Genomic DNA, 21,894 nt, shown 5'->3' on the forward strand with positions numbered 1-21,894 from the left:
TTTTACACCTTCTCAATCGCGATAGCGGAACCCTGGCCAACGCCCACGCACATGGTGGCGATGCCGCGCGCGCCGCCGTCCTGCTCCAAGCGGTTCAACAGGGTGAGGGTGATGCGGGAGCCGGACGAGCCCAGCGGGTGGCCCAGGGCGATGGCGCCGCCCCAGGCGTTGACCTTGTCCTCGTCCAGCCCGAGCTCCCGGATGCAGGCCAGCGACTGGCTGGCAAAGGCCTCGTTGAGCTCCACCGCATCCACCGAGTCCAGGCCCCACCCGGCGCGCTCCAGCACGTCGCGCGTCGCCGGGATCGGGCCGGTGCCCATGATTTCCGGGCTCACGCCGCGGGCAGAGTTCGCCACGACGCGGGCGCGGGCCTTCAGCCCGTACTTTTGGATCGCTGCGGCCGAGGCCACGATGACCGCCGAGGCACCGTCGTTAAGCGAGGAGGCGTTGCCCGCGGTGGTGACCTCGCCGAGCTTGGTGACCGGCTTCAGCTTGGCCAGCGCCTCCGCGGAGGTATTAGCGCGCGGGCCTTCGTCCGTATCCACCACGGTCACGTTGCCCTTCCGGTCGGTGACCTCCACCGGCACGATTTCGTGGGCGAACTTGCCGTCCGCGATGGCCTTGAGCGCCCGTTGGTGGGAGCGCAGCGCGAAGGCGTCGGCGTCCTCGCGGCTGATGCCGAAGGTGTTGGCGACCTCCTCGGCCGTTTCCGGCATGGAATAGGTGAGCTTTTCTTGCGCCGCGAATTTGTCATTCACGAAGCGCCAGCCGATGGCGGTATCGAAGGCCGCGCCCGGCTTGGCGAAGGCCTTCGTCGGCTTTTCCATCACCCACGGGGCGCGCGACATCGACTCCACGCCGCCGGCGACCACGACCTCGGCCTGGCCAGACTCCACCAGAGCGGTGGCCAGCGCGATAGCCGACATGCCGGACGCGCACAGGCGGTTAATGGTCATCCCCGGGACCGTGTCCGGGAACTCGGCCAGCAGCCAGGCCATGCGGGCGACGTTGCGGTTTTCCTCGCCCGCCCCGTTGGCGTTGCCGATGATGACCTCGTCGACGGCGGCCGGATCCAGGCCCGACTCTTCGACGGTCTTCTTGATGGTCAGCGCCATCAGGTCATCCGGCCGCACCGACGACAGGGCCCCGCCGTAGCGGCCCACCGGGGTGCGGAAACCGGATACGAGGTATGCAGAAGAATCGGACATTTTAGGCTCCTTTGAATTCCGGCTGGCGCTTCTCGTTGAACGCGGCAAAGCCTTCGTAATAGTCTTCGGTATCGCACAGGCGGCCCTGCGCTTGGTTTTCGGCGTCCACGCTGTCCCAGAAACCGGTGCGCTCGTCCCGGATGCTGGCCACCAACGCGCGGCTGGCCAGGAAGGCCTGGGTCGCGCCCTGCGCTGCGGCGGCGGCCTTGGTCCGGCCGAACTCGAGCAGTTCGTCCGCCGGGACCCCGCGGGAGAACAAGCCGGCGGCCACCGCGTCCGCGCCGGAAATCAGGTCGCCGGTGATGATGAGGTCCATGGCGCGGTGGACACCAAGCCGCTCGACGAAGAGGGCGTGCCCGCCCGAATCCAGCGTGGCGCCGAGGTTGGCGAACGGGGAGCCGAAGAGGGCATCGTCGGCCACGTAGACGACATCGCAGGCCAGCGCCAGGCCCAGGCCCACGCCCAGGCACGCGCCGTGCACCAGCGCGAACGTCGGGGCCGGGAAGTCATCAATCGCGCGTAGCACCGGGGTAACCGCCCCGGCGAGGAACTCGGTGGCGTCGTCCTCGCGCGGGTTCAGGCCCTTGATATTCCGGCCGGCGCTAAAGCCCTTGCCCTCACCCCGCAGCACCAGCGCGCGTGGCTTATCCTGCGCGGCCTTGTCGAGGGTGTCCTTTAGCTCCGCCAAATCCTCTGGCCCCATCGCGTTGCGGGCTCGCGGGTTGTTGAGCACGACTTCAGCGACGCCGGTGTCCGGGGCAAAGTGATAATCGATCATCGACATTGCTTTCTTCTCTTTCTGTTGGGGTGGTGGGTAGTCCGGCTGTTGACTAAGCGTCGAAATCGAGGGAAATCTTGTCGGTCTTCGGACGCGACTGGCAGGTCAGGATGTAGCCGGCCTCAACCTCGTCCTTTTCCAGGGCGTAGTTTTCGGCCATGTCGACCTCGCCGTCGACGAGCTTCGCGCGGCAGGTGCCACACACGCCGCCGGCGCAGGCGAAGGGGACGTCCGGGCGCGCCCGCAGCGCGGCATTGAGCAGGGACTCGTTGGCCGAGACCGGGGACTGCACGGAACCGGACAGGCCGTCCAGGGTGAATTCAATGTCCACGTTGTCGCCCTCGGGGTCGGCTTCCACCTCGCGGCCGGTCTGGCCCTGGTTGCCGGAAGGCTTACCGGTGGTAAACAGCTCGTAGCGCACCGCCTCTTCCGCGACGTCGCGGCCCGAAAGCTCGTCACGGACCAGCTGGACTAGCTCGAAGGGGCCGCAGAGGAACCACTCGTCGACCGAACCGGTCTGGATGACGTTGTCCAGCAGCGTCTGGAGCTTCTCCGCATCAATGCGACCGGAGAACAGCGGGTTGACGCGCTGCTCTCGGGACAGGACGTGGTGGACCGCGAAGCGGTTGGGGAATTTGTCCTTCAGATCGCCAATCTCCTCGGCGAACATCACGTCCCCGCCGCCCTTGTTGGCGAAGATGAGCTCGAAGGTGGTCCGCTCCGACTCGTTCAGGACGGTTTGGGCAATAGCCATGATCGGGGTGATGCCAGAACCGGCCGCGATAGCCACCAGGTGGGGGTTATCCAGTTTTTCTAGTTCCTCGCGTACGGCCTCCGGGTTGTTCAGGCCGGTCAGGTGGGTCTTGGAGGTGAACGCGCCCTGCGGGTTCATCACGTCCATCTCATAGCCGGCCTCCAGCTCGGTGTTCGCCCAGGTGGAGAACACGCCCCCGCGGTCGCGCTTGATGGCCACGCGGATGACCCCGTCCCGGGGGACGTCGCAGATGGAATAGGAGCGGCGGACTTCTTTGCCGTCGATGGTGGCGCGCAGCGCCACGTACTGGCCGGGCACGTAGTCGTAGTCGTCTTGGAGTTCCGGCGGGACTGCGAAGGAGACCTCCACCGCGTCGTCGGTCAGCGGCCGCACCGCAGAGACCGTCAGGGGGTGAAAGGTCGCCTTCTTCTTGGCCGGCTTCTGGGCCGACTCGGCCGGGGCAGTTGTGGTGGGAGTAGTCATTAGTGCACCTTGAAGTAGTCGAAAGGCTCCAGGCAGTCCTGGCAGTTGTAGAGCGCCTTGCAGGACGTAGAGCCAAATTGTGCAAGTTTCTGAGTGCGGCGCGAACCGCAGTGCGGGCATTCGATGGCCGGCGGCGGGGCCAAGGTCAGCGGGATGGGCCCGTCATTTGCCTTTCGCGATTGCCCGGTGGGCGGGGCGATGCCGTAGTCGCGGAGGTTTTGCTTGCCCCGCTCGGTAATCCAGTCGGTGGTCCACGCCGGATCCAGGACGAGGTCGACGCGGGAAGAGCTATATCCCGCCTCTTCCAAGGCCCGGACGATATCGGTCGTGATGTGCTCCATCGCCGGGCAGCCCGAGTAGGTCGGGGTGATAGTGACGACGGCGGTCTCGCCCTCTAAGGTCGCTGCCCGCAGGATGCCCAGGTCGGCGATAGAAATGACTGGGATTTCCGGGTCCGGGACCTGGGCAGCCACGTCCCAAACCCGGGCGGCTTCCGGATCCGCGGGCCGCAGAGGGTGCGCCGGCTGGTTGGTGGGGGTCTGGCTAGCCATCACTGTCACCTCCCGCTACCAGGTAGCGCCCGGGTGCTTCCGGGCCAGGGACTGCATCTCCGCCAGGATGAAGCCGCGGTATTCCGAAAAGCAGCCGGTTCGCTGGCCGGAGCGTGCCTGCTTGACCTGCGGCACCTCAAGGCCGGCCTTGTCCAGCACGTACGCGATCCGCTCGTCGAACTGCGGGCGCAGGCTGGACGGGAGCACCGCGATGGATCGCTCCGCCAGCTTCTCGTGCACCGGCAAGTCCTCGAAGAGCTCGTCGAGGTAGGGCCACATGTGCTCCAGGCCCGCAGTCAGTCGGCGCTTGGACTCTTCAGTCCCGAGGCCGAGACGCAGCACCCATTGGTTGGCGTGGTCGACGTGGTATTCAACCTCCTTGATCGCCTTCGCCGCGATGGCAGCCAGCGTCTGGTCGGCCGACTCCAGCAGGGCGGTGTACAGCCCGTATTGGTAGTAGGAAAAGAGGAGCTGGCGAGCGATAGTGTGGCCGAAGTCGCCGTTTTCCTGCTCCACGAGACGGCAAGAGCAGAACTCCTCTTCGTCGCGGAAGTAGGCGAGATCGTCCTCGGTCTTGTCAAAGGCGGTTCCGGCGTAGGAGAGCAAGAAGCGGGCGTGCCCGATAAGGTCCAGGGCGATATTGCCCAGCGCAATGTCTTCTTCCATCTCCGGGGCGCGGGAGATCCACCAGCCCAGGCGTTGGGCCAGGATGAGAGCGTCGTCGCCCAGCGTGATGGCGTAGTTGGCCACGTCCTGGTCGGCGGTAGCGCCGGAGGCCACAATGTCTTCTGCGGTAATACCGTCACCCTGCGATTGCTTGGTGGCGGAGTCCGCGGCAGCGAATCCACTCACAGGTGCGGCACCCCCTCAGACTTGTCGTAGTAGGTGGCGTGGCGGTAGTTCTTGCCCTGCGGCGACTCGAAATAGCCGCCCTTGGAGTCCGGATCCGACGAGGCGATAGCTTCCGAGGGGACAACCCACACGGATGTGCCCTCGTTGCGGCGGGTGTAGAGGTCGCGCGCGTTGCGCAGCGCCATCGTCGCGTCCGGGGCGTGCAAAGAGCCGGCGTGGACGTGGGAAAGGCCGCGGGAAGAGCGCACAAACACTTCCCACATGGGCCACTGGTTTCCCTGGTTAGCGGTCATGGGGTGGATACTCCTTAATTCCTAGTTGCTCACTGCGCCCGGGCGCTAGGCCGAAAGCGCCGAGTCGGTGTGGTGGTACTTCTCCGCGTAGGCAGCGGCGGCCTCGCGGACCCAGGCGCCCTCGTCGTGGGCCTGGTTGCGGCGCTGCAGGCGCTGCTCGTTGCAGGGCCCGTTGCCCTTGATGACGGACTTGAACTCGTCCCAGTCCAGTTCGCCGAAGTCGTAGTGGCCGCGCTCCTCGTTCCACTTCAGGTCCGGGTCCTCGAAGTGCAGCCCCAGGGCTTCTGCCTGCGGGACGATCATGTCCACGAAGCGCTGGCGCAGCTCGTCGTTGGAGAAGCGCTTGATGTTCCAGGCCATCGACTGCTTGCTGTTGGGGGAGTCATCATCCGGCGGGCCGAACATCTGCAGGGCCGGGCCGTAGAAACGGTTGATGGCTTCCTGGGCCATCTGCTTTTGGGCCTCGGTGCCGTGCGCGAGCTCGTAGAGGATCTCCCAGCCTTGGCGCTGGTGGAAGGATTCCTCCTTGCAGATACGCACCATCGCGCGGCCATAAGGCGCATACGAAGCGCGGCACAGCGGCACCTGGTTGCAAATGGCCGCACCGTCGACCAGCCAGCCGATAGCGCCGATATCCGCCCAGGTACGGGCCGGGTAGTTGAAGATGGACGAGTACTTGGCACGACCGTCTAGCAGCTGGTCAACCAGCTCATCGCGGGGAGTACCGAGGGTCTCGGCGGCGGAGTACAGGTAGAGGCCGTGGCCGGCCTCGTCCTGGACCTTGGCCATCAGGATGGCCTTGCGCTTCAAGGAAGGAGCGCGGGTGATCCAGTTGGCCTCCGGCTGCATGCCGATGATTTCGGAGTGCGCGTGCTGGGAGATCTGGCGGGTCAGGGTCTTGCGGTAGGCCTCGGGCATCCAGTCGGTGGGCTCGATGCGGGAGTCCTCCGCGATGATCTCATCGAAGCGTTGCTGGGCCTGGGCGACGTCGAATTCCGCGTCAGCGGCGCCATCGATTGCGGTTAATGCCTGGTCACGGTTAGTCATGGTGGGTTTCCTCCTCGGGTGGGGAGAGTGTCAGTAGCAGGATTACCTACTGAATGGTTGGTCAGTATATGAGAAAATGTGACCTACGTCAATAGCAAGTGTGATCTAGGTGGCAATTAACGGGCCGTCATTGTGGCCCCGCGATAATCGCCTCGCGGCCTAGCTCCGCTTCTCCGGCTTGCCAGGGAGGACCCGGTACGTGCCGCGAAACTCGGCGATGTCCCGGCCGTCGGCGCGCAGCGTGACGTCCACGATCCCGTTTCGGCCCCAGGACTGACGCGTCGTGGCCACGCCTTCGACCCGCTGTCCGGAAAAGCCCGGCGCGAGGTAGTGGATGGAATTGTGCGCCGCCACGGCGACGTCGCCGTAGGAGTTGCAGGCGCCGGCGAACAGGGAATCGGCGAAGGCGTAGAGAAAACCGCCCTGGCAGGTGTCATGCCCGTTGCACATCTCGGGGCGCACGGTGAATTCACCCGCGCAGTGCCCCAGGTCAAGCTCGGTGATGGTCACCCCCAGAAAGGCGGTCGCGCGGTCGCTTTCGAACATCTCGCGGACGTGCACGAACTCCGGGCTCGCGGCTACGCCGGGCGCTAGCACGGGAGCGGGCGCAACTGCCTCGGTCGACATTTCCTCCGCGGCAGTAGAGCGGGAGGGGGTGGAGTTATTGGCTGACATTTCTACTCTCCTTGGGAGTTATTTGGCCAGCGCAAAGAGAAAACTTCCGGGTGTGGGTGACACATACTATAACCGCTGCGACTAAGTCGTGCTTGAATGGAATGCGTGACTGACACGAGTACCGACACCCACCGCGGCCGCCCTGGCTACTCACGCGCCGACGTAATCCGCGCCGCCATCAAGGCGTTCAACACCCGCGGCTACGAGGCGACGTCCATGGGAGTTGTGGCAAACGACCTGGGAATTTCCAAGTCCGCCCTGTACCACCACATCTCCTCCAAGGAAGAGATTCTCGAGGAGACCGTTTCCCGCGCCATGGGGCAGCTCGAGGACGTGGTCGCCGAGGCCCAGGCTGCCGACGCCACCCCGGCCGAGCAGATCGCCATGCTGGTCCGCGGGTCCGTGCACGTTCTGTGCAGCGATCCCGAATCCGTGGCGCTGCTTCTGCGCCTGCGCGGTAACTCCGAAGTCGAGGAACGCGCACTCGAACGCCGCCGCGCGCTTACCCGGTCGGTCATCCCGATGGTCAAGCAGGCCCAAGAGACCGGGGATATCCGCAACGACCTCGAAGCGGCCACCCTAACCCGCCTCGCCTTCGGCATGGTCAACTCCGTGTCCGACTGGTACGAACCCGGCGGGAAATTCGGCGCAGAGGACATCGCCAACAGCGTGGAACGCCTGCTCTTCGGCGGTCTTTCACCGCGCTAAGCTCGCCAAAACACCAGGTCGGGGATTGTTGAACAACATTGACCGAAACAACAATTTCCCCAAAATGTGTTGCCACTCACTAAAATCGCCTGTATTCTACCTCACAAGACTTAACTGACCGATTGTTAAGTCAGGAATTAATCGCTCGCCGCTCCCGCGGCACCCATGACTTCCAACCCAATAGGCGCATTCGAGAAGACGCCAGGTGTGGGCCTGCACGTTTCCCGAAGTGAAAGGCACTGCTGTGACTGCAACTTTTGATATTTTCTCCGACAACTATGGCCCCCAAATGGGCATTGAATACGCCTCGCGAGACGAAATCATCGCCCTCCAGACTGAGCGCGCTCGCAACGAGCTCCGCCACGCGTATTACAACGTTCCCCACTACCGCCGAGCCTTCGATGAACTCGGCGTCCACCCCGACGATTTCAAGGAGCTCGCCGACTTCGCGAAGTTCCCGTTCACGGACAAGGAGACGCTGCGCAACGAGTACCCCTTCGGCATGTTCGCGGTGGGGCAGAAGCAGATCGCTCGTATCCACGCCTCCTCCGGGACCACCGGCCGCCCGACGGTGGTTGGCTACACCGACAACGACATCCGCATCTGGTCTGACCTGATGGCCCGCTCCCTGCGGGCCGGCGGTCTGCGCCCGAGCGACAAGGTGCAGATCACCTTCGGCTACGGGCTCTTCACCGGCGGCCTGGGCGCGCATTACGGCGTGGAGGCCCTCGGCGCCACCGCCATCCCAACCTCCGGCGGCCAGACCGAACGCCAGATCCAGCTCATCAAGGACTTCGAGCCGGACGCCATCCTCGGCACCCCCTCCTACGTCCTCAACCTCCTGGACCGTATGCGCAAGGAGGGCATCGACCCGCGGGAGACCTCCCTGCGCGCCGGCGTCTTCGGCTCCGAGCCGTGGACCGAGGGCATGCGCCGCGAGCTGGAGGAAGGCTTCGGCATCGACGCCACCGACATCTACGGCCTGTCCGAGGTCATGGGCCCTGGCGTGGCGCAGGAGTGCATCGAGACCAAGGACGGTCTGACCGTCTGGGAGGATCACTTCTACCCGGAGATCATCGACCCGGAGACCCTGCAGCCGCTCCCGGATGGCGAGTACGGCGAGCTGGTCATTTCCTCCCTGACCAAGGAAGCCTTCCCGATCATCCGCTACCGCACGCATGATCTGACCCGCATCCTGCCGGGCACGGCGCGTTCGATGCGCCGCCTGGACCGCATCTCCGCCCGCAACGACGACATGATCATCCTGCGCGGCGTGAACTGCTTCCCGTCGCAGTTCGAGGAAATCATCACCGAAGACCGCAACCTGCGCCCCCGTTACCAGTGCGTGCTGAGCAAGCGCGGCCGCATGGACCACCTGACCCTGGTCGTCCAGCACGCCGAAAACCTGAGCCGCGACGACCTCGACGCCTCCGAGCGCCAGCTGCGCAAGCAGATCAAGGACCGGATTGGCGTCACCGTCGAAATCCAGCTGGTCGAGCACTTCGATTCCGGCGACGGCAAGGCCAAGCGCCTGGTCGACAACCGCAACAAGTAAGCCTGGTTCCCGACCTACCTGAAGCACAGAACAAGAGCCGCGCGAACGCTGAACATCTCAGCGCCGCGCGGCTCTTGGCGTGCCGGCTAGTTAAGGGCCTAGCCAAAGATACGGTCGAAGAAGTTCTTGACCGGCTTCATCATCAGGTGCGGTACATACTTCCAGACTGCCCAGCTGCCCAAGCCAAGCGCACCCAGCACGGCCGCGACCAGGCTAAAGCCCCAGAAGACGTTGGAAGAGCCCTGCGAGCTAGCGGAGCTACCGTTGCTGCTGCTCGAGCTACCGGAGCTGCCATTGCTGCTGCCGCTGCTGCCTTCCTTGTTCGGTTCCTTGCTCGGCTTCGAAGGCTCTTCAGTCTCGCCCGGCTTACCCGGCTCGGTCGGCTCAGCTGGCTTCGTAGTCTCAGCCGGCTCGGACGGCTTGTTCGGCTCGGTGGACTCTTCCGGTTCGCTCGGCTCGGTGGTCGGCTCTTCAGAAGGCTCGGTCGACGGTTCGGTAGACGGTTCCTCAGAAAGCTCGGTCGACGGTTCGGTGGTCGGCTCCTTGGAGGGCTCCGTCGACGGCTCGGTCGACGGCTCTTCGGTCGGTTCCGGCTGCTCCTCGCGCGGATCGACCAGGGCGCGGTCGCGGTTTTCCAGGGTGACGCGGTCGACGAGTGCGCCGGTGGGCTCGTCGTAGGTGGTCAGGCGCAGTTGCTCGCCGGTCACGTCCACCCGCAGGTAATCCGGGGTGTAGTCCTGGCGCCAGTAGGCGGTGGAGTCGTGCACCAGTTCCTGCGGGACGTGTTCCATGCGGGCGTTCGGCTGCTTTTCGCCGTTGACGTCCTGGAAATCGTAGAACTTGCCGCCGCCGGCGCTGGTGGTGGTCAGGTAAAGGACCTCGTTGTCGTTCGGGGAAAGCTTGTCATTGCGCTTGCCCAAGCCCTCAGAGACCGGCTCATGGCCGTTCATCAGGTGGGTGCGGGTGTAGATGTGGTCGTGGCCCGACAGGACCACGTCGACGCCGAGCTCAGAGAAGGTATCCGCCAGGCCGTCGCGCAGGCGTCCGACATCGGAGTCGGTGTAGTGGGTGGCCTGCGAGTACAGGGAGTGGTGCATACCCACGATTACCCACTCGTTGAAGGCGCCCCGGTTGTCGATGGTGTCCTTGAGGAAGCGCTTGTGGCGCTCAATGTCGTCCTCTTGGCTTGCGTTGGAGTCCAGGTTGATGAAGAGCACGTTGTTGCGCTCAAACCAGGAGTTGCGCAGGTCCGGGGCCTGGTTGGGGTTGATGAAGTGCTCGTCGTAGTCACCAAAAGCAATCGCGGAGGGGTAACCCTCGTGGTTGCCCGGGATAGCGCTGAGCGGGATCTGCCGGATGACATCCGGGCTAAAGAAGCCGTCGTACTGAGCCAGGGGAGCGCCCCAGCCCTCAATCTGGTCGCCCAGGGACCAGATGAGCCGCGAATCCGGAACGTCACCGATGGCCTTGTTGATGGTCTTATTCCACTGCTCGGTTTGTTCCTCGATCTTCGCGCCCACGCCGATCTGCGCGTCGCTAATCGTGACGAAGGACCAGTCATCACCGTAGGAACCGGTGTTGAACGTGTGCGGGGCGGACCAGCCGCCCTCGTCGGAGCCCACCACGTAGGTGTACTCGGTGTTCTCCGCCAGGCCGGTAGCCGTAGCGTAGTTGGACAGGTAGAGGATGCGGCCGGCGTCCTTCTCCTTGGCGTCGAATTCCTTCGCCTGGTCTTCCTGCCCGGTCGGGTAGACCTTGAGCTTTTCCTCACCCTTGTGGTTGGTGCGCCAGGAGACGATGACGGAGGTTTCATCCGCGCCCGGCTGCAGGACCTGGCGGAAAATCGGGGACTCCTGCGCCTGCGCGGCGGTCGGGACGACGGCGCCGGAGGCTAGGGTGACAGACAAGGCGCAACCAAGCGCCACGAATGAGCGGTTGAGGCGAGCTTTAATCATGAGCTTCTTCCTGGTCAGACGGTCCTACCGCGGGGCCGGATGACACTGCAGTTATTCATTGGTGTCGGGGCTGCAGTGCCAAGTGATCCGTGCGGCAGAACCAAAAGCAGAGTGGTGGGCGAGTTGTTTTACAGCTTTAGAGCCGGGCGGTCACGAGGGAAAATCTTCGGTCGCCCGCGTAAACCACCCGGCTTGAGCAAAACGTTAGGCATATGGAAACAAATACAGGTAAATGCCAGGTTAAAGTCAGGTTGCTCAGAAAATAACTTCTACTTAAAACTTGACAACCAGCACTTATTCCCGCAGCGAGGGACCCTGGACTGGGCTAGTTTGACAGCCATGAAGACGACTCGTTTCTCCCGCCGCACGGCCCTGACCGCTGCCTCCCTTACCGCAGCCGGCATCGCCGCGGCCCCCGCCTTTGCCCAAGACCAGCCCACCTCCCCGTTGGATATTTATAACCAAGATTCCGGTGCCAGCCTGCCGTTCTTGCACGGCGTGGCCAGCGGCGGCCCGTTGCCGAGCTCCGTGGTGTTGTGGACCCGCGTTACCCCGGATCGTGACTCGCTGCCCGGCTCCGGCCTGGGCGAGCCCACCCGCGTCGACTGGGAGGTGTCTACCAGCCCCGAGTTCGGCGACATCGTCGCCCGCGGCACGGAGACCACCAGCCCGGATAGCGACCACACCATCCACGCGGAGCCGCACGACCTGAGCCCGGCCACCGAGTATTACTACCGCTTCCGCGTTGCCGACGGCCCGCACGCCGGGGCCGAGTCCCCGGTGGGCCGCACCAAGACCGCACCCGCCCACGGGGACAGCCCGGACCAGCTGACCTTCGCCGTGGCATCGTGCGCGAACTACGAATCCGGCTTCTTCTGCGCCTACCGCGACATGGCCAAGCGCGGCTGGTCTGGCGAGCTCGACCTCGTCGTCTTCCTCGGCGATTACATCTACGAATACGGCACGGGCGAGTACGTGGGCAAGTCCGGCATCGCCCGCCCGCACCACCCGACGTGGGAGATCACCACCCTCGAGGACTACCGCATGCGCTACGGCCGGTACCGCACTGATGCCCACCTGCAGGCCGCGCACGCCTCCGCCCCGTGGGTCGTGACCTGGGATGACCACGAGTCCGCAAACAACGCCTGGCGCGAGGGCGCGGAAAACCACACCGACGGCTTCGCCGAGGGCCAGTGGGCCAGCCGCCGCGACCAGGCCCTGCAGGCCTACTTCGAGTGGATGCCGCTGCGCAAGGCCGGCACCTCGAAGGAAGGCCACCTCTACCGCAGCTTCCAGTTCGGCGACCTCATGGAGCTGACGCTGATGGACCTGCGCAGCTACCGCGACGCGGAGACCACCTCCGCCAACTTCGCCAGCCCGGACCGCACCATGCTCGGCAGCGAGCAGTTCGCCTGGCTGACCGATGTCGTGGAGACCTCCCCGGCGCGCTGGATGGTGCTGGGCAACTCGGTCATGATGTCGCCCATGCGCTTGCTGACCATGCCGGGCAACCGCGAGGCCGAAGAAGCAATCCAGGCGATGAAGGCCTCCCGCTCCGGTATCGCGCTTAACTCCGACCAGTGGGACGGCTACACCCACGACCGCGACAAGCTGCTCGAGCTTTTAGGGAAGCGCGGCCGCCACAACTTCTTCGTCACCGGCGATATCCACTCCGAGTGGGCCAACTCCATCTACACCGGTGACAAGGAGGTCGCCTGCGAGATGGTGACCACGTCCATCTCCGCGCCGAACGTCGACGAAATCCTGACTGAGTACACGGGCATCTACCACGCGGAGGACAACTCGACCTCCGTGCTGGTGGAAAGCGCCATCAAGGACGCGAACCCCAACGTCAACCACCTCGACTACGACGCCCACGGCTACGCGGTCGCGCAGCTGCGCGCCGACGACGTAGAGATGCGCTACTACCGCGTCTCAGACGTCGAGGACCCCGAAGCCAGCGTCTCCCTGCACACCACCCGCACCTGGCGCGTGGACGGCGGCTTCGACCCCTCGGACGGCGAATAGGCAGGTCACAGGGTTTCGGGTAGGGCCGAGGCGTACAGCAACCGTTTAGGAAGCTCTCGGTTTACTGCCCCGAAAACCCCACGGCTTTGGCACCCGGGCGGCTTAGTCTCGAGTTCATGACATCGCACAGACTCCGCACGAAAGTGGCCGCCCTCCTGGCCGCCACCGCCCTGACCATCCCGCTCGCCGCCTGCTCCACAGGCACCGGCTCGGCTAACGATGCCACCGCCGCGAGCTCCAGCTCGGCAAGCACCAGCACCGCGTCCACCACCACCTCCAGTTCCTCTAGCGAGACCACCGCGGCCACCGCCCAGGCCGTCCAAGAGTTCTTGGACACGCTAAGCGACGAGCAAAAGGAAGCGGTCCAGCTCAGCATGGACGACGACTCCCGCTCAACCGCCTGGTCCAACTTCCCGGTAACCTTCGTGGAACGCAATGGGCTCAACCTCAACGACCTCAACGACGAACAGCGCGCCGCGGCGTTGAAAGTGCTCGAAACCCTGCTATCCGAAAGCGCCTATGAGCGGGTCGTCGCCATCATGGAGGGCGACCAGTACCTCCTGGACAACTCGTCTTCGACGGAAGACTCCTTGGGGCAGTACTACTTCACGCTGTACGGCACCCCGAGTGAATCCGGCGAGTGGGCGCTGCAGTTCGGCGGCCACCACCTGGGCCTAAACGCCACGTTCAGCGACGGTTCCATCACCTTCGCGCCCACCCACTTCGGCGCCCAGCCGGCTGTCTACACCAACGACGCGGGCGAAGAGGTGCAGCCGATGAGCAGCATCTACGAGGCCGCCTTTGCCTTCTACGACTCACTCACCGATGAGCAGAAGGAGCAGCTCTACCAGGGCGAGGAAGTAAAGAACCTCAGCTGCGCCCCGGGCAGCACCTGCGACTACGACACGGGTACCGGGCTAAAAGGCGCGGATCTCAACGATGAGCAGAAGGAGCTCCTTCTCGAGCTCATCGCGCAATGGACCACACTCTCCGACGAGTCCACCAACGAGACCACGCTGAGTGCTATCCGGGATACCTTGGACGAGACGTATATCAACTGGTCCGGTGCCACCACCTACGACATGACCCAGGGCGAGGGCATCTACTTCCAGATTTCCGGACCGAGCGCCTACATCGAATTCGCCAACCAGCAGGGCTCTGCCGGCGCGGATGTCGACGGGGTGACCACCTCCGGCTGGGGCCATATCCACACCATCTACCGCGATCCCCAGAACGACTATGCCGGCACGACCACTCAGCAGGAGGGCTCCGGACCGGGTGCCGAAGGCGGCCCCGGTGGGGGAAAGGACCCGACGGCCTAGCCGCCGGCACCCCGCCCGGCGCGGCGCAGGCTGACAGCACCCCGCCGGACCGCCGAACCTAAAATGGCGCCGAAGCCTAGAACGGGCCGTTAGGTTGCCGGGTAGACCATCGGCCGGCTGATCCTCAGCCCGACGGCGTCGCCGACCTTGGGGTGGTGCTCAAGGCCCGTGGGGTCCTGCATGGCGGGCGCCACGTTGCGCTGCGGTGAATTATCTCTCGGCAGGTTTTGGCCTTTAGCCGTTGATGATGTGCGGGTAGGCTAGGCCCTTCAGCCCCTCCGCGCCGAATTCCACCCCGTAGCCGGAGGACTTAATGCCGCCGAAGGGCACGCGGGGATCCACCCCGCCGTGGCCGTTGATCCACGTGGTTCCGGCCTCCAGCCGGGCGGCCACGCGACGCGCGCGCTCGCGGTCGCTGGACCACACCGACGAGCCCAGCCCGACATCCAGCTTGTTCGCCTGCTCGATGGCCCACTCCTCGTCCTCGTAGGCGATGATCGGCAGCACGGGGCCGAACTGCTCTTCCACCACGAGCGGGTTATCCGGGTCGATGTCCCCGACCAACGTGGTGGGGTAGAAGTAGCCCGGCGCGTCGTAGTCCGGCTCACCGCCGAGTAGCACCGTGGCGCCGCCCTTCTTCGCCTCCTTGACCAAGCGGTCGACGATCTCGAATTGCTGCTTGTTCTGCAGTGGGCCGAGGACGTTGTCATCCTCGAGACCAACGCCCATGGGGGAATTCTTCGCTACTTCGATCAGCGCCGCGACCACGTCGTCGTATTGTGCCGCCGGCACGTAGAGGCGCTTCATCGCCGCGCAGGTCTGGCCGGTGTTGATGAACGCGCCCCAGAAGAGATCCCCGGCGATAGCGTCGATGTCCGCGTCATCCAGGACGATGCCGGCGTCGTTACCGCCCAGCTCCAGCGTCAGGCGCGTCAGGTTGGCCGCGGAGGATTCCACGATCTTGCGCCCCGTGGCGGTCGAGCCGGTGAACATGATCTTGTCGATCCCCGCGTGGGTGGACATCGCCGCGCCGACTTCGCCGTCGCCGGTGACCACCTGGAGGACGCCATCGGGCAGCACATCGTTCATGATCTTCATCAACGCCAGCACGGACAGCGGCGTGTATTCGGAAGGCTTCACAACAACCGCGTTGCCCATCCGCAGTGCCGGGGCGACCTGCCAGACGGTGATCATCATGGGCCAGTTCCACGGGCCGATAGCTCCCACCACGCCCAGGGGGCGGTAGTGCACGGTGGCCGTGATGTCGTCATCCACCGCGGTGTAGTCCGGGGATTCGAACGACGCCGTGGCGCGCAGCCACGCGGAACAGGCACCGACTTCAAAGTGCGCGTTCGGGCCGTTGAGCGGCTTGCCCTGCTCGCGGGATAGCAGCTCCGCGAGCGCCTCCGCGTGTTCCTCGATGACGTCGGCCGCCTTGAGCAAAAGGTCGCAGCGGGCGGCATCCCCTAGCCGGTCGAAGTCTTTCTGCGCCGCGCGGGCCTTATTCACCGCGACGTCGACGTCGTCCACGGTTCCGACGGGCGCGACGCCGACGACTTCTTCGGTCGCCGGGTTAATGATTTCGCGCCCCGTGCCCGAGTCGACGTGGGGGAGCAGGTCTGCGTAGTTGTGCACTGTGGTCACGAGAACTCCTGGGAGAGGATCGGAGGGTCAAGAACTTGGCCTCCAGTATTGCACAGGTCACACATCCATGGTTTCACGTGAAACCATGAGGTTAATTGGCGGTACCTTCCAGGCCCTGCCGGGCTTCCGCCGAGGCGCCCGGGACGCGCATCTCGAATTTCTCGCGGACTACCGTGTAGTCGAAGTAGCCCATGCGGGCGATCGGCTCGGCCTTGAGGATATCGAGCAACCCATCCTCGGTCAGGTAATCGTCATCGATGTGAATCTTTTCGACCCGCGCGAATACGACGTCGATGCTGCCCTGGTTGGAGTTCCCCATGAGCCGTTGCGTGGACAGGTAGCGGCACTCGAAGTGGACCGGGGATTCCTTGACCATAGGGATGGGGTAGTTGTCTGCGTAGACCTTGGTGACATCGAGGTGGTCCCACTCGCTCTCGTTCGCCTCGAGCGCCATCGCGGACTTGTTGACCTCTTCGCGGAGGGGATAGGTAGCCATGTTCCAGACGAACCATCCGGTGCGCTCAGCGTTAATGACCGTGTCCTTGCGACGCCCGTCGGGGTAGTGGTTCGCGGAGAACATCACCATCGGAGGGTCAAAGGTCAGGTTCTGCCACTGGCTGTAGGGCGCGATATTCTCCTGGCCGTCTTCGCTCACCGAGGAGAGCCATCCGATGGGGCGAGGCACTGTGCAGCCCTTGAATGGGGAGTGCGGCAGTCCGGAGCTTTCAGTTAACGGGTTGAACTTCATGGAAGAAACCTTCCCTGGTTTGGCGGATGGGGCTGACCGGTTAACGCAAGACTATGCGCACCCGGTGAACCCGGCAAGGACTTTTCTCCCCCGAACGCGAATGTTTCACGTGGAACATTGCATTTCGCAAGTCGCGAGGAGGATTCCGTTAGCCCCGCTGCGCCTCGCGCAGGGTTTAACGATAATTCCCTTATTGCCGCCTATCGACCCCCTAAGCACCCGTAAAATACGAATCCCAACAACGAAAATTGGAGATCCACTTTGAGCGTCGTCAATAGAATAGTTTTGCTGATAACAGCCGCCCTGGCTCTTTTGTGTACTTGCTTAGGCACGGCCGCGATAGTTTCCACCGTCGCCCCTTGGCTCACCGACGTCACCGGCACTCCGCGGGCCGGAATACCTTATTCCGTCTGCTTTACAGTCTGCGGGCTAAGTTTCGCAGTCTTTCTTGGCATTTGCACCTGGTTCTGCCTCACCCGGGGCGGGCGATCGCAGGCCGTGTTCTTGCTCCGCTCCCTAATCGCCGTGATCATCTTGTGGATGGTAGCGGCAGTAGCCTGCAGCGTCTGGTTCACCATTGAGGTCGACGACTTCGGCTACCCAGGAATCTTGGGAGTTCTGACCGCGCTGTCCATCGGTACCCTGATGGTCGCCGCCCTGCGTCGGGTCAAAGCGAGCATCGATTCGCGAGCCTAGGGGCCGGCCCGCAGCAGACTTAACCGGGGTGGATATCAACTATCCACCCCGGTTTTTGCTTACCCAAGGAGCCGGGCTGGGCCCTAGCTAGGCCTGGCTTGCGTAGGGGTCGCGGATTCCCAGGTACTGGACCTCGGTGTACTCCTCGATGCCCTCGGCGCCGCCTTCGCGGCCCAGGCCGGACTGCTTGACACCGCCGAAGGGGGCGGCGGCGTTTGAGATGACGCCGGAATTGAATCCCATCAGGCCGAATTCCAGGCCGTCGGCAAGGCGCCAGAGGCGGTCGGGATCCTCAGAGTAGACGTAGGAGGCAAGACCGTACTCGGTGTCGTTGGCCAGCTCGATGACCTCGGCCTCCGAGCGGAAGGTCATGATGGGGGCGATGGGCCCGAAGATTTCCTCGCGCATCACGCGGGCACGGCTGGAGACGTTACTCAAGACGGTGGGGCGGAAGAAGTAGCCCGGCTTCTTCACGGCGCGCTGATCCGTTTCCACGGTCGCGCCCTTGGAAACGGCGTCCTCGACGAGCTTTTCCAGGTTCTCGAGAGCCTTTTCCTCAATCACCGGACCGCAGGTCGTCTTCTCGTCCAAGCCGTTGCCGATCTTCAGCTGGTCCATCCGCTTGGCCAGCTTGCGGGTGAATTCCTCGGCAACGGATTCGTGGACGAAGAAGCGGTTGGCGGCGGTGCAGGCTTCGCCCATGTTCCGCATCTTGGCGCCCATGGCACCCTCGACGGCCTGGTCGATATCGGCGTCCTCGATGACGATGAACGGGGCGTTGCCGCCGAGCTCCATCGAGGTGCGCAGCACGTTGTGGGAGGCCGACTTGAGCAGCGAGCGGCCGACTGCGGTGGAGCCGGTGAAGGAAACCTTCCGCAGGCGGGCATCGCCAAGCAAGGGGTTGGAAACCGCGGAAGCGGACTGCCCGGAAACCACGTTGAGCACGCCCGCGGGCAGGCCGGCGTCCTCCATGGTCTTGGCGAAGTACTGCGCAGTCAGCGGGGTGAGCTTGGCCGGCTTGAGCACCATTGTGCAGCCGGCGGCCACGGCGGGCGCGACCTTGCGGGTCGCCATGGCCAGCGGGAAGTTCCACGGGGTAATCAGCAGGCAGGGCCCCACCGGCTTGCGGCGGGTAATCATGCGCAGCGTACCCTCCGGCACGGGGGAGGAGTGGCCGTAATCGCGCACGGCTTCCTCGCTAAACCAGCGCAGGTACTCCGCGCCATAGGTAACCTCGCCGCGGGACTCGGCCAGGGGCTTACCCATCTCCAGGGTCATCAAGGTGGCGAAATCTTCCGCGCGCTCGTGGACGAGCTCGAAGGCGCGGCGCAGAATGTCGGCGCGCTCCCGCGGGGACGTTGCGGCCCACTGGTCCTGGACAGAGCACGCGGAGTTCAAAGCCGAAAGGGCGTCCGCCGAGGAGCCGGAGGCCATCGTGGCGATAACTTCCTTAGTGGCGGGGTTTTCCACCTCATAGGTGGAACCGTCGCTAGAGTCGCGCCACTCCCCGCAGATCAACAGACCCTTCGGTACGCGACTGAGAAGCTCTTCCACATTAACTGCCATGTCCCACTCCTAAACTACTAATCGAGGTTCCCTTCTGATCGCCACTCTACACTTGTCTAGAGTAGTGCGGCCCCGATCACACCCTTGGCTGGCGATGAGCCACGGACATTTACCCGCATCCGTATAGTCACTGTGACGTTATTTGCTGTGGCCTGCGGGACGGGAGGGCCGCGCTCGGATCCCGGTTTCGGCGAATGGTGAGCGGGGGAGGACATCCGCTAGGGTGGCAACTATGCGGAAGGCGTTACTCATTGGGCTCGGTTGGGTAAGCGTGGCCCTGGCGGCGATCGGGGTGGTGTTGCCCCTGCTGCCGACGACGCCCTTCCTCTTGTTGAGCGCGTTCTGCTTCGCCCGCAGTTCCGAGCGCTTCCACGGCTACCTCTACAACCACCGGGTCTTTGGCGCCTACCTCCGCAACTACGAGTCGGGCCAGATGAGTACCCGCCACAAGGTCCGCACGCTCAGCATCATGTGGATCGGCATCCTCGTTTCCGCCGCGTTAATCAACAAGCCCATCGTCTGGGTAGTCTTCATCATCATCGCCAGTTGCGTGACCGTGCACCTGTGGCGGCTACGGCCGGCGGAGGCCCAGGAGCCCGCCCGGGATGAATAAATCTCCCGATTCGCTCCCACCATCCGGAGTTTCTACGTTAATATAGGTTTCATGAAGCAGAACACACTCAACGCCCAGTGGTGGTGGCTCGCTTAACGTAGCGGACCACCAGCTTCTAGTCATGTCCTAGGTCCGCTTAGCGCGGGCCTAGTGGTGTTTCTGCACCTCTCTTGCTCGCGGTAAAGCTAAATTCCCACCGCTCCCACACCTTCGACCCGCAAGAGAGGTCTTCAATGACGCTAGTAACCGCCAGCCAGACGCTGGCTTTTCACGGCGACACGGCGGCCGTGTTCCAAGAACTCAGCACGCCGCACGACAGCCTGCTGCTGGAATCCGCGGATATTCAATCCAAGGACAGCCTCAACTCCCTGGCCGTCCTCACCGCCGCCGCTAAGGTGGTCTGCCAGGACGATGAAGTCACCGCCACCGCCCTCACCGCGGCAGGCCAGGAGATCGTCTCGCGCCTGAAGGAGCAGTTCTCCCACCGTTTAGTAGACGAGTCCGCTGCTCAGGCCACGTTCCGCTTTAGCCGTTCCACGGCCATTGACGAGCGGGAGCGGCTGCGCGAGGAATCAACGGTCTCCGTCCTCCGGGCCCTGCAGGCGGACGCCGGCTACGGCGACGGGATGCTTCCCTTCGTCGCGGGCGGATTCGCCTTCGACTACCTCGCCGGCTTCGAAGAGCTGCCCGCCGTCGCGGACGGCGCCAACACCTACCCGGACTACGAGTTCATAGTGGCCCAGGAGTTGCTGCACGTCGACCACCAGGGGGGCGAAGCTCACCTGCACGTGTTAGGGGTTGATGAGGGCCAGGTCGACCAGCAGCTGGGCGAGCTGGTGCGCCGCGTCGATGGCGCTAGGGATAGCCTACTGCGGGAGCCATCCACGGTGGGGGAGCCCAACACCACCTTCCAGGCGCGAGCGGACCGCACCGACGAGGAGTTCCGGGGCATCGTCGAGCAGATGAAGGAGCACGTCCACGCTGGCGATATCTACCAGGTCGTGCCGGCCCGGGCCTTTAGCATCCCCTGCCCGGACGCGTTTGCCGCATACCGCGAACTGCGCGCGGCGAACCCCTCGCCCTATATGTTCTACGTGCGCGGCAGCGACTACGAGCTCATCGGCGCCTCCCCGGAGTCCAACTTGAAGTACGACCCGGAGACCCACGAGCTGCAGCTCTATCCCATCGCCGGCACTCGCCCCCGCGGGCTGAACCCGGACGGCAGCCTCAACGAGGAGCTGGACGTCCGCAATGAGCTGGACCTGCGCACGGACGCCAAGGAGCTAGCCGAGCACACCATGCTAGTTGACCTGGCCCGCAACGACCTGGCGCGCGTCTGCGTGCCGGGGACCCGGAAGGTCTCCGCCCTGATGCAGGTGGACCGCTACTCCCGTGTGATGCACCTGGTCTCCCGCGTGACGGGCCAGCTGGACGAAGGCCTCGATGCCCTGGACGCCTACCGCGCGTGCATGAACATGGGCACGCTCTCGGGCGCGCCGAAGCTCAAGGCCACGGAGCTGCTGCGCAACGCCGAGGGGACTCGGCGCGGTTCCTACGGCGGGGCAGTGGGCTACCTCCGCGGCGACGGGGTGATGGACAACTGCATTGCCATTCGCTCCGCCTTCATCCGCGGCTCCCGCGCCATCGTCCAGGCCGGCGCCGGGGTGGTGCGGGACTCCTCGCCCCAGGCCGAGGCCGATGAGACCGTCCACAAGGCCTTCGCCGTGCTGAAGGCCATCGCCACCGCCCACCACGCTGAATTGGAGGTTATCCGATGAGCGACAAGCGCCCCACCGTGGCCGTCATCGACAACCATGACTCCTTTGTCTACAACCTGACCGACGCGCTGCGCGCCTACGACGTGCACGTCTTCCGCAACACCGTGGACGTCGACGCGGTCCTTAAGACCCAACCGGACGTCATCTGCCTCTCGCCCGGGCCGGGCCACCCACGCGAGGCGGGCAACCTCATGGAATTCGTCGAGCGCGCCGCCGGCCGCATCCCGCTGCTGGGCATCTGCCTGGGCTTCCAAGCCCTGAGCGAGCACTTCGGCGGCGACGTCGAGCGCTGCGGCCCCGTCCACGGCCAGTCGGTTCCCATGCAGCTGACCGAGGAAGGTATTGCCAGCGAGCTCTTCGCTGGGCTGGGCACCGACGCGGACCCGGCGGCCGTGCCGGTCGCGCGCTACCACTCCCTGGGCTGCCGAAAGCTCCCGGAACCGCTGCGGGCCCTGGCCACCACGGAGACCGCCATCGGGCCGGTCGCCATGGCCGCCGATAACGCGGAGGGCACCATCCTAGGCCTGCAGTTCCACCCCGAGTCCATCCTGAGTCCGACCGGCCCGCTCATCCTGGAGCGGTGCATCGCCCGGCTCAGCCCCGACTAGGGCGATGCTAACCCGAAGCAACCACCCCCTAA

Annotated in this window: 20 protein-coding genes; 8 read left to right on the forward strand and 12 right to left on the reverse strand. The window is 64.5% G+C overall.

Annotation, left to right across the window (positions count from 1 at the left end):
- Nucleotides 1-2: 2 nt before the first annotated feature.
- The 8 genes from ACEE23_RS07505 to paaI all read right to left on the reverse strand — a co-directional run bounded on the left by ACEE23_RS07505 (nucleotide 3) and on the right by paaI (nucleotide 6,641).
- The gene (locus ACEE23_RS07505; protein ID WP_368520689.1) at nucleotides 3-1,208 is read right to left on the reverse strand and encodes an acetyl-CoA C-acyltransferase; all 1,206 of its coding nucleotides are present in this window, start codon (nucleotides 1,206-1,208) and stop codon (nucleotides 3-5) included.
- A gap of 1 nt (nucleotide 1,209) precedes the next feature.
- Nucleotides 1,210-1,986 (reverse strand): enoyl-CoA hydratase/isomerase family protein, encoded by a 777-nt coding sequence (locus ACEE23_RS07510; protein ID WP_368520732.1) that lies wholly within the window; start codon nucleotides 1,984-1,986, stop codon nucleotides 1,210-1,212.
- 52 nt (nucleotides 1,987-2,038) lie between these two features.
- Complete coding sequence (gene paaE / locus ACEE23_RS07515; protein ID WP_368520688.1) at nucleotides 2,039-3,223, reverse strand: 1,2-phenylacetyl-CoA epoxidase subunit PaaE; 1,185 nt, start codon at nucleotides 3,221-3,223, stop codon at nucleotides 2,039-2,041.
- On the reverse strand, nucleotides 3,223-3,774 hold the full coding sequence (gene paaD, locus ACEE23_RS07520; RefSeq protein ID WP_368520687.1) for a 1,2-phenylacetyl-CoA epoxidase subunit PaaD: 552 nt from the start codon (nucleotides 3,772-3,774) through the stop codon (nucleotides 3,223-3,225). The genes paaE and paaD overlap by 1 nt, the downstream gene beginning before the upstream one ends.
- A gap of 15 nt (nucleotides 3,775-3,789) precedes the next feature.
- Nucleotides 3,790-4,626 carry a 1,2-phenylacetyl-CoA epoxidase subunit PaaC gene (gene paaC / locus ACEE23_RS07525; protein ID WP_368520686.1) on the reverse strand — a complete coding sequence of 279 codons (837 nt, stop codon included), beginning with the start codon at nucleotides 4,624-4,626 and terminating at the stop codon, nucleotides 3,790-3,792.
- Entirely contained in the window at nucleotides 4,623-4,919 is a 297-nt protein-coding gene (gene paaB / locus ACEE23_RS07530) for a 1,2-phenylacetyl-CoA epoxidase subunit PaaB (protein WP_368534455.1), read from the reverse strand. Before paaB ends, paaC begins: the two co-directional genes overlap by 4 nt.
- Nucleotides 4,920-4,964: 45 nt before the next feature.
- A complete protein-coding gene (gene paaA, locus ACEE23_RS07535; RefSeq protein WP_368520684.1) occupies nucleotides 4,965-5,966 on the reverse strand; it encodes a 1,2-phenylacetyl-CoA epoxidase subunit PaaA in 1,002 nt (333 codons plus the stop codon).
- 159 nt (nucleotides 5,967-6,125) lie between these two features.
- A complete protein-coding gene (gene paaI / locus ACEE23_RS07540) occupies nucleotides 6,126-6,641 on the reverse strand; it encodes a hydroxyphenylacetyl-CoA thioesterase PaaI (protein ID WP_409338204.1) in 516 nt (171 codons plus the stop codon).
- Between the two features lie 96 nt (nucleotides 6,642-6,737).
- On the opposite strand from paaI, the gene ACEE23_RS07545 reads away from it, so the two are divergent.
- Both ACEE23_RS07545 and ACEE23_RS07550 read left to right on the forward strand, forming a co-directional pair.
- On the forward strand, nucleotides 6,738-7,349 hold the full coding sequence (locus ACEE23_RS07545; protein WP_368520683.1) for a TetR/AcrR family transcriptional regulator: 612 nt from the start codon (nucleotides 6,738-6,740) through the stop codon (nucleotides 7,347-7,349).
- Between the two features lie 289 nt (nucleotides 7,350-7,638).
- Nucleotides 7,639-8,904 (forward strand): AMP-binding protein, encoded by a 1,266-nt coding sequence (locus ACEE23_RS07550; protein ID WP_409338213.1) that lies wholly within the window; start codon nucleotides 7,639-7,641, stop codon nucleotides 8,902-8,904.
- Nucleotides 8,905-9,002: 98 nt separating this feature from the next.
- Here the strand turns inward: ACEE23_RS07550 and ACEE23_RS07555 are convergent, their stop codons facing one another.
- Nucleotides 9,003-10,859, reverse strand: coding sequence for a fibronectin type III domain-containing protein (locus tag ACEE23_RS07555; protein WP_448871464.1), 1,857 nt, complete (start codon nucleotides 10,857-10,859; stop codon nucleotides 9,003-9,005).
- A 339-nt stretch (nucleotides 10,860-11,198) separates the two neighbouring features.
- Here ACEE23_RS07555 and ACEE23_RS07560 point away from each other — a divergent pair, with 339 nt between their 5' ends.
- Together ACEE23_RS07560 and ACEE23_RS07565 are read left to right on the forward strand one after the other, a co-directional pair.
- Nucleotides 11,199-12,887, forward strand: coding sequence for an alkaline phosphatase D family protein (locus tag ACEE23_RS07560; RefSeq protein ID WP_448871462.1), 1,689 nt, complete (start codon nucleotides 11,199-11,201; stop codon nucleotides 12,885-12,887).
- 116 nt (nucleotides 12,888-13,003) lie between these two features.
- The gene (locus ACEE23_RS07565) at nucleotides 13,004-14,209 is read left to right on the forward strand and encodes a DUF3500 domain-containing protein (RefSeq protein WP_448871460.1); all 1,206 of its coding nucleotides are present in this window, start codon (nucleotides 13,004-13,006) and stop codon (nucleotides 14,207-14,209) included.
- 234 nt (nucleotides 14,210-14,443) lie between these two features.
- Here the strand turns inward: ACEE23_RS07565 and ACEE23_RS07570 are convergent, their stop codons facing one another.
- Nucleotides 14,444-15,853 carry an aldehyde dehydrogenase family protein gene (locus ACEE23_RS07570; RefSeq protein WP_448871458.1) on the reverse strand — a complete coding sequence of 470 codons (1,410 nt, stop codon included), beginning with the start codon at nucleotides 15,851-15,853 and terminating at the stop codon, nucleotides 14,444-14,446.
- A 91-nt stretch (nucleotides 15,854-15,944) separates the two neighbouring features.
- Nucleotides 15,945-16,538, reverse strand: a complete 594-nt coding sequence (locus ACEE23_RS07575) for a flavin reductase family protein (RefSeq protein WP_368520677.1) — start codon at nucleotides 16,536-16,538, stop codon at nucleotides 15,945-15,947.
- A gap of 603 nt (nucleotides 16,539-17,141) precedes the next feature.
- On the opposite strand from ACEE23_RS07575, the gene ACEE23_RS07580 reads away from it, so the two are divergent.
- Entirely contained in the window at nucleotides 17,142-17,297 is a 156-nt protein-coding gene (locus ACEE23_RS07580; RefSeq protein WP_368520676.1) for a hypothetical protein, read from the forward strand.
- An 87-nt stretch (nucleotides 17,298-17,384) separates the two neighbouring features.
- On the opposite strand, the gene ACEE23_RS07585 is transcribed toward ACEE23_RS07580, so the two are convergent.
- Nucleotides 17,385-18,863 (reverse strand): NAD-dependent succinate-semialdehyde dehydrogenase, encoded by a 1,479-nt coding sequence (locus ACEE23_RS07585; protein ID WP_368520675.1) that lies wholly within the window; start codon nucleotides 18,861-18,863, stop codon nucleotides 17,385-17,387.
- A gap of 232 nt (nucleotides 18,864-19,095) precedes the next feature.
- Here ACEE23_RS07585 and ACEE23_RS07590 point away from each other — a divergent pair, with 232 nt between their 5' ends.
- The 3 genes from ACEE23_RS07590 to ACEE23_RS07600 all read left to right on the forward strand — a co-directional run bounded on the left by ACEE23_RS07590 (nucleotide 19,096) and on the right by ACEE23_RS07600 (nucleotide 21,862).
- Complete coding sequence (locus ACEE23_RS07590; protein ID WP_368520674.1) at nucleotides 19,096-19,476, forward strand: YbaN family protein; 381 nt, start codon at nucleotides 19,096-19,098, stop codon at nucleotides 19,474-19,476.
- A gap of 233 nt (nucleotides 19,477-19,709) precedes the next feature.
- Nucleotides 19,710-21,254, forward strand: a complete 1,545-nt coding sequence (locus ACEE23_RS07595) for an anthranilate synthase component 1 (RefSeq protein WP_448871455.1) — start codon at nucleotides 19,710-19,712, stop codon at nucleotides 21,252-21,254.
- The gene (locus tag ACEE23_RS07600; RefSeq protein ID WP_368521424.1) at nucleotides 21,251-21,862 is read left to right on the forward strand and encodes a glutamine amidotransferase-related protein; all 612 of its coding nucleotides are present in this window, start codon (nucleotides 21,251-21,253) and stop codon (nucleotides 21,860-21,862) included. The genes ACEE23_RS07595 and ACEE23_RS07600 overlap by 4 nt, the downstream gene beginning before the upstream one ends.
- Nucleotides 21,863-21,894 lie beyond the last annotated feature (32 nt).

The organism is Corynebacterium sp. 32222D000AT, from assembly GCF_053546955.1.

What these genes read in the sequence shown, in the direction of transcription:
- ACEE23_RS07600 (WP_368521424.1), top strand. Translation starts at nt 21,251, where the DNA reads ATGAGCGACAAGCGCCCCACCGTGGCCGTCATCGACAACCATGACTCC.
- paaA (WP_368520684.1), bottom strand. Translation starts at nt 5,966, where the DNA reads ATGACTAACCGTGACCAGGCATTAACCGCAATCGATGGCGCCGCTGAC.
- paaB (WP_368534455.1), bottom strand. Translation starts at nt 4,919, where the DNA reads ATGACCGCTAACCAGGGAAACCAGTGGCCCATGTGGGAAGTGTTTGTG.
- ACEE23_RS07585 (WP_368520675.1), bottom strand. Translation starts at nt 18,863, where the DNA reads ATGGCAGTTAATGTGGAAGAGCTTCTCAGTCGCGTACCGAAGGGTCTG.
- ACEE23_RS07560 (WP_448871462.1), top strand. Translation starts at nt 11,199, where the DNA reads ATGAAGACGACTCGTTTCTCCCGCCGCACGGCCCTGACCGCTGCCTCC.
- paaE (WP_368520688.1), bottom strand. Translation starts at nt 3,223, where the DNA reads ATGACTACTCCCACCACAACTGCCCCGGCCGAGTCGGCCCAGAAGCCG.
- ACEE23_RS07590 (WP_368520674.1), top strand. Translation starts at nt 19,096, where the DNA reads ATGCGGAAGGCGTTACTCATTGGGCTCGGTTGGGTAAGCGTGGCCCTG.
- ACEE23_RS07595 (WP_448871455.1), top strand. Translation starts at nt 19,710, where the DNA reads ATGACGCTAGTAACCGCCAGCCAGACGCTGGCTTTTCACGGCGACACG.
- ACEE23_RS07565 (WP_448871460.1), top strand. Translation starts at nt 13,004, where the DNA reads ATGACATCGCACAGACTCCGCACGAAAGTGGCCGCCCTCCTGGCCGCC.
- ACEE23_RS07510 (WP_368520732.1), bottom strand. Translation starts at nt 1,986, where the DNA reads ATGATCGATTATCACTTTGCCCCGGACACCGGCGTCGCTGAAGTCGTG.
- ACEE23_RS07555 (WP_448871464.1), bottom strand. Translation starts at nt 10,859, where the DNA reads ATGATTAAAGCTCGCCTCAACCGCTCATTCGTGGCGCTTGGTTGCGCC.
- ACEE23_RS07550 (WP_409338213.1), top strand. Translation starts at nt 7,639, where the DNA reads ATGGGCATTGAATACGCCTCGCGAGACGAAATCATCGCCCTCCAGACT.
- ACEE23_RS07580 (WP_368520676.1), top strand. Translation starts at nt 17,142, where the DNA reads ATGGTAGCGGCAGTAGCCTGCAGCGTCTGGTTCACCATTGAGGTCGAC.
- ACEE23_RS07505 (WP_368520689.1), bottom strand. Translation starts at nt 1,208, where the DNA reads ATGTCCGATTCTTCTGCATACCTCGTATCCGGTTTCCGCACCCCGGTG.
- paaD (WP_368520687.1), bottom strand. Translation starts at nt 3,774, where the DNA reads ATGGCTAGCCAGACCCCCACCAACCAGCCGGCGCACCCTCTGCGGCCC.
- paaI (WP_409338204.1), bottom strand. Translation starts at nt 6,641, where the DNA reads ATGTCAGCCAATAACTCCACCCCCTCCCGCTCTACTGCCGCGGAGGAA.
- ACEE23_RS07545 (WP_368520683.1), top strand. Translation starts at nt 6,738, where the DNA reads ATGGAATGCGTGACTGACACGAGTACCGACACCCACCGCGGCCGCCCT.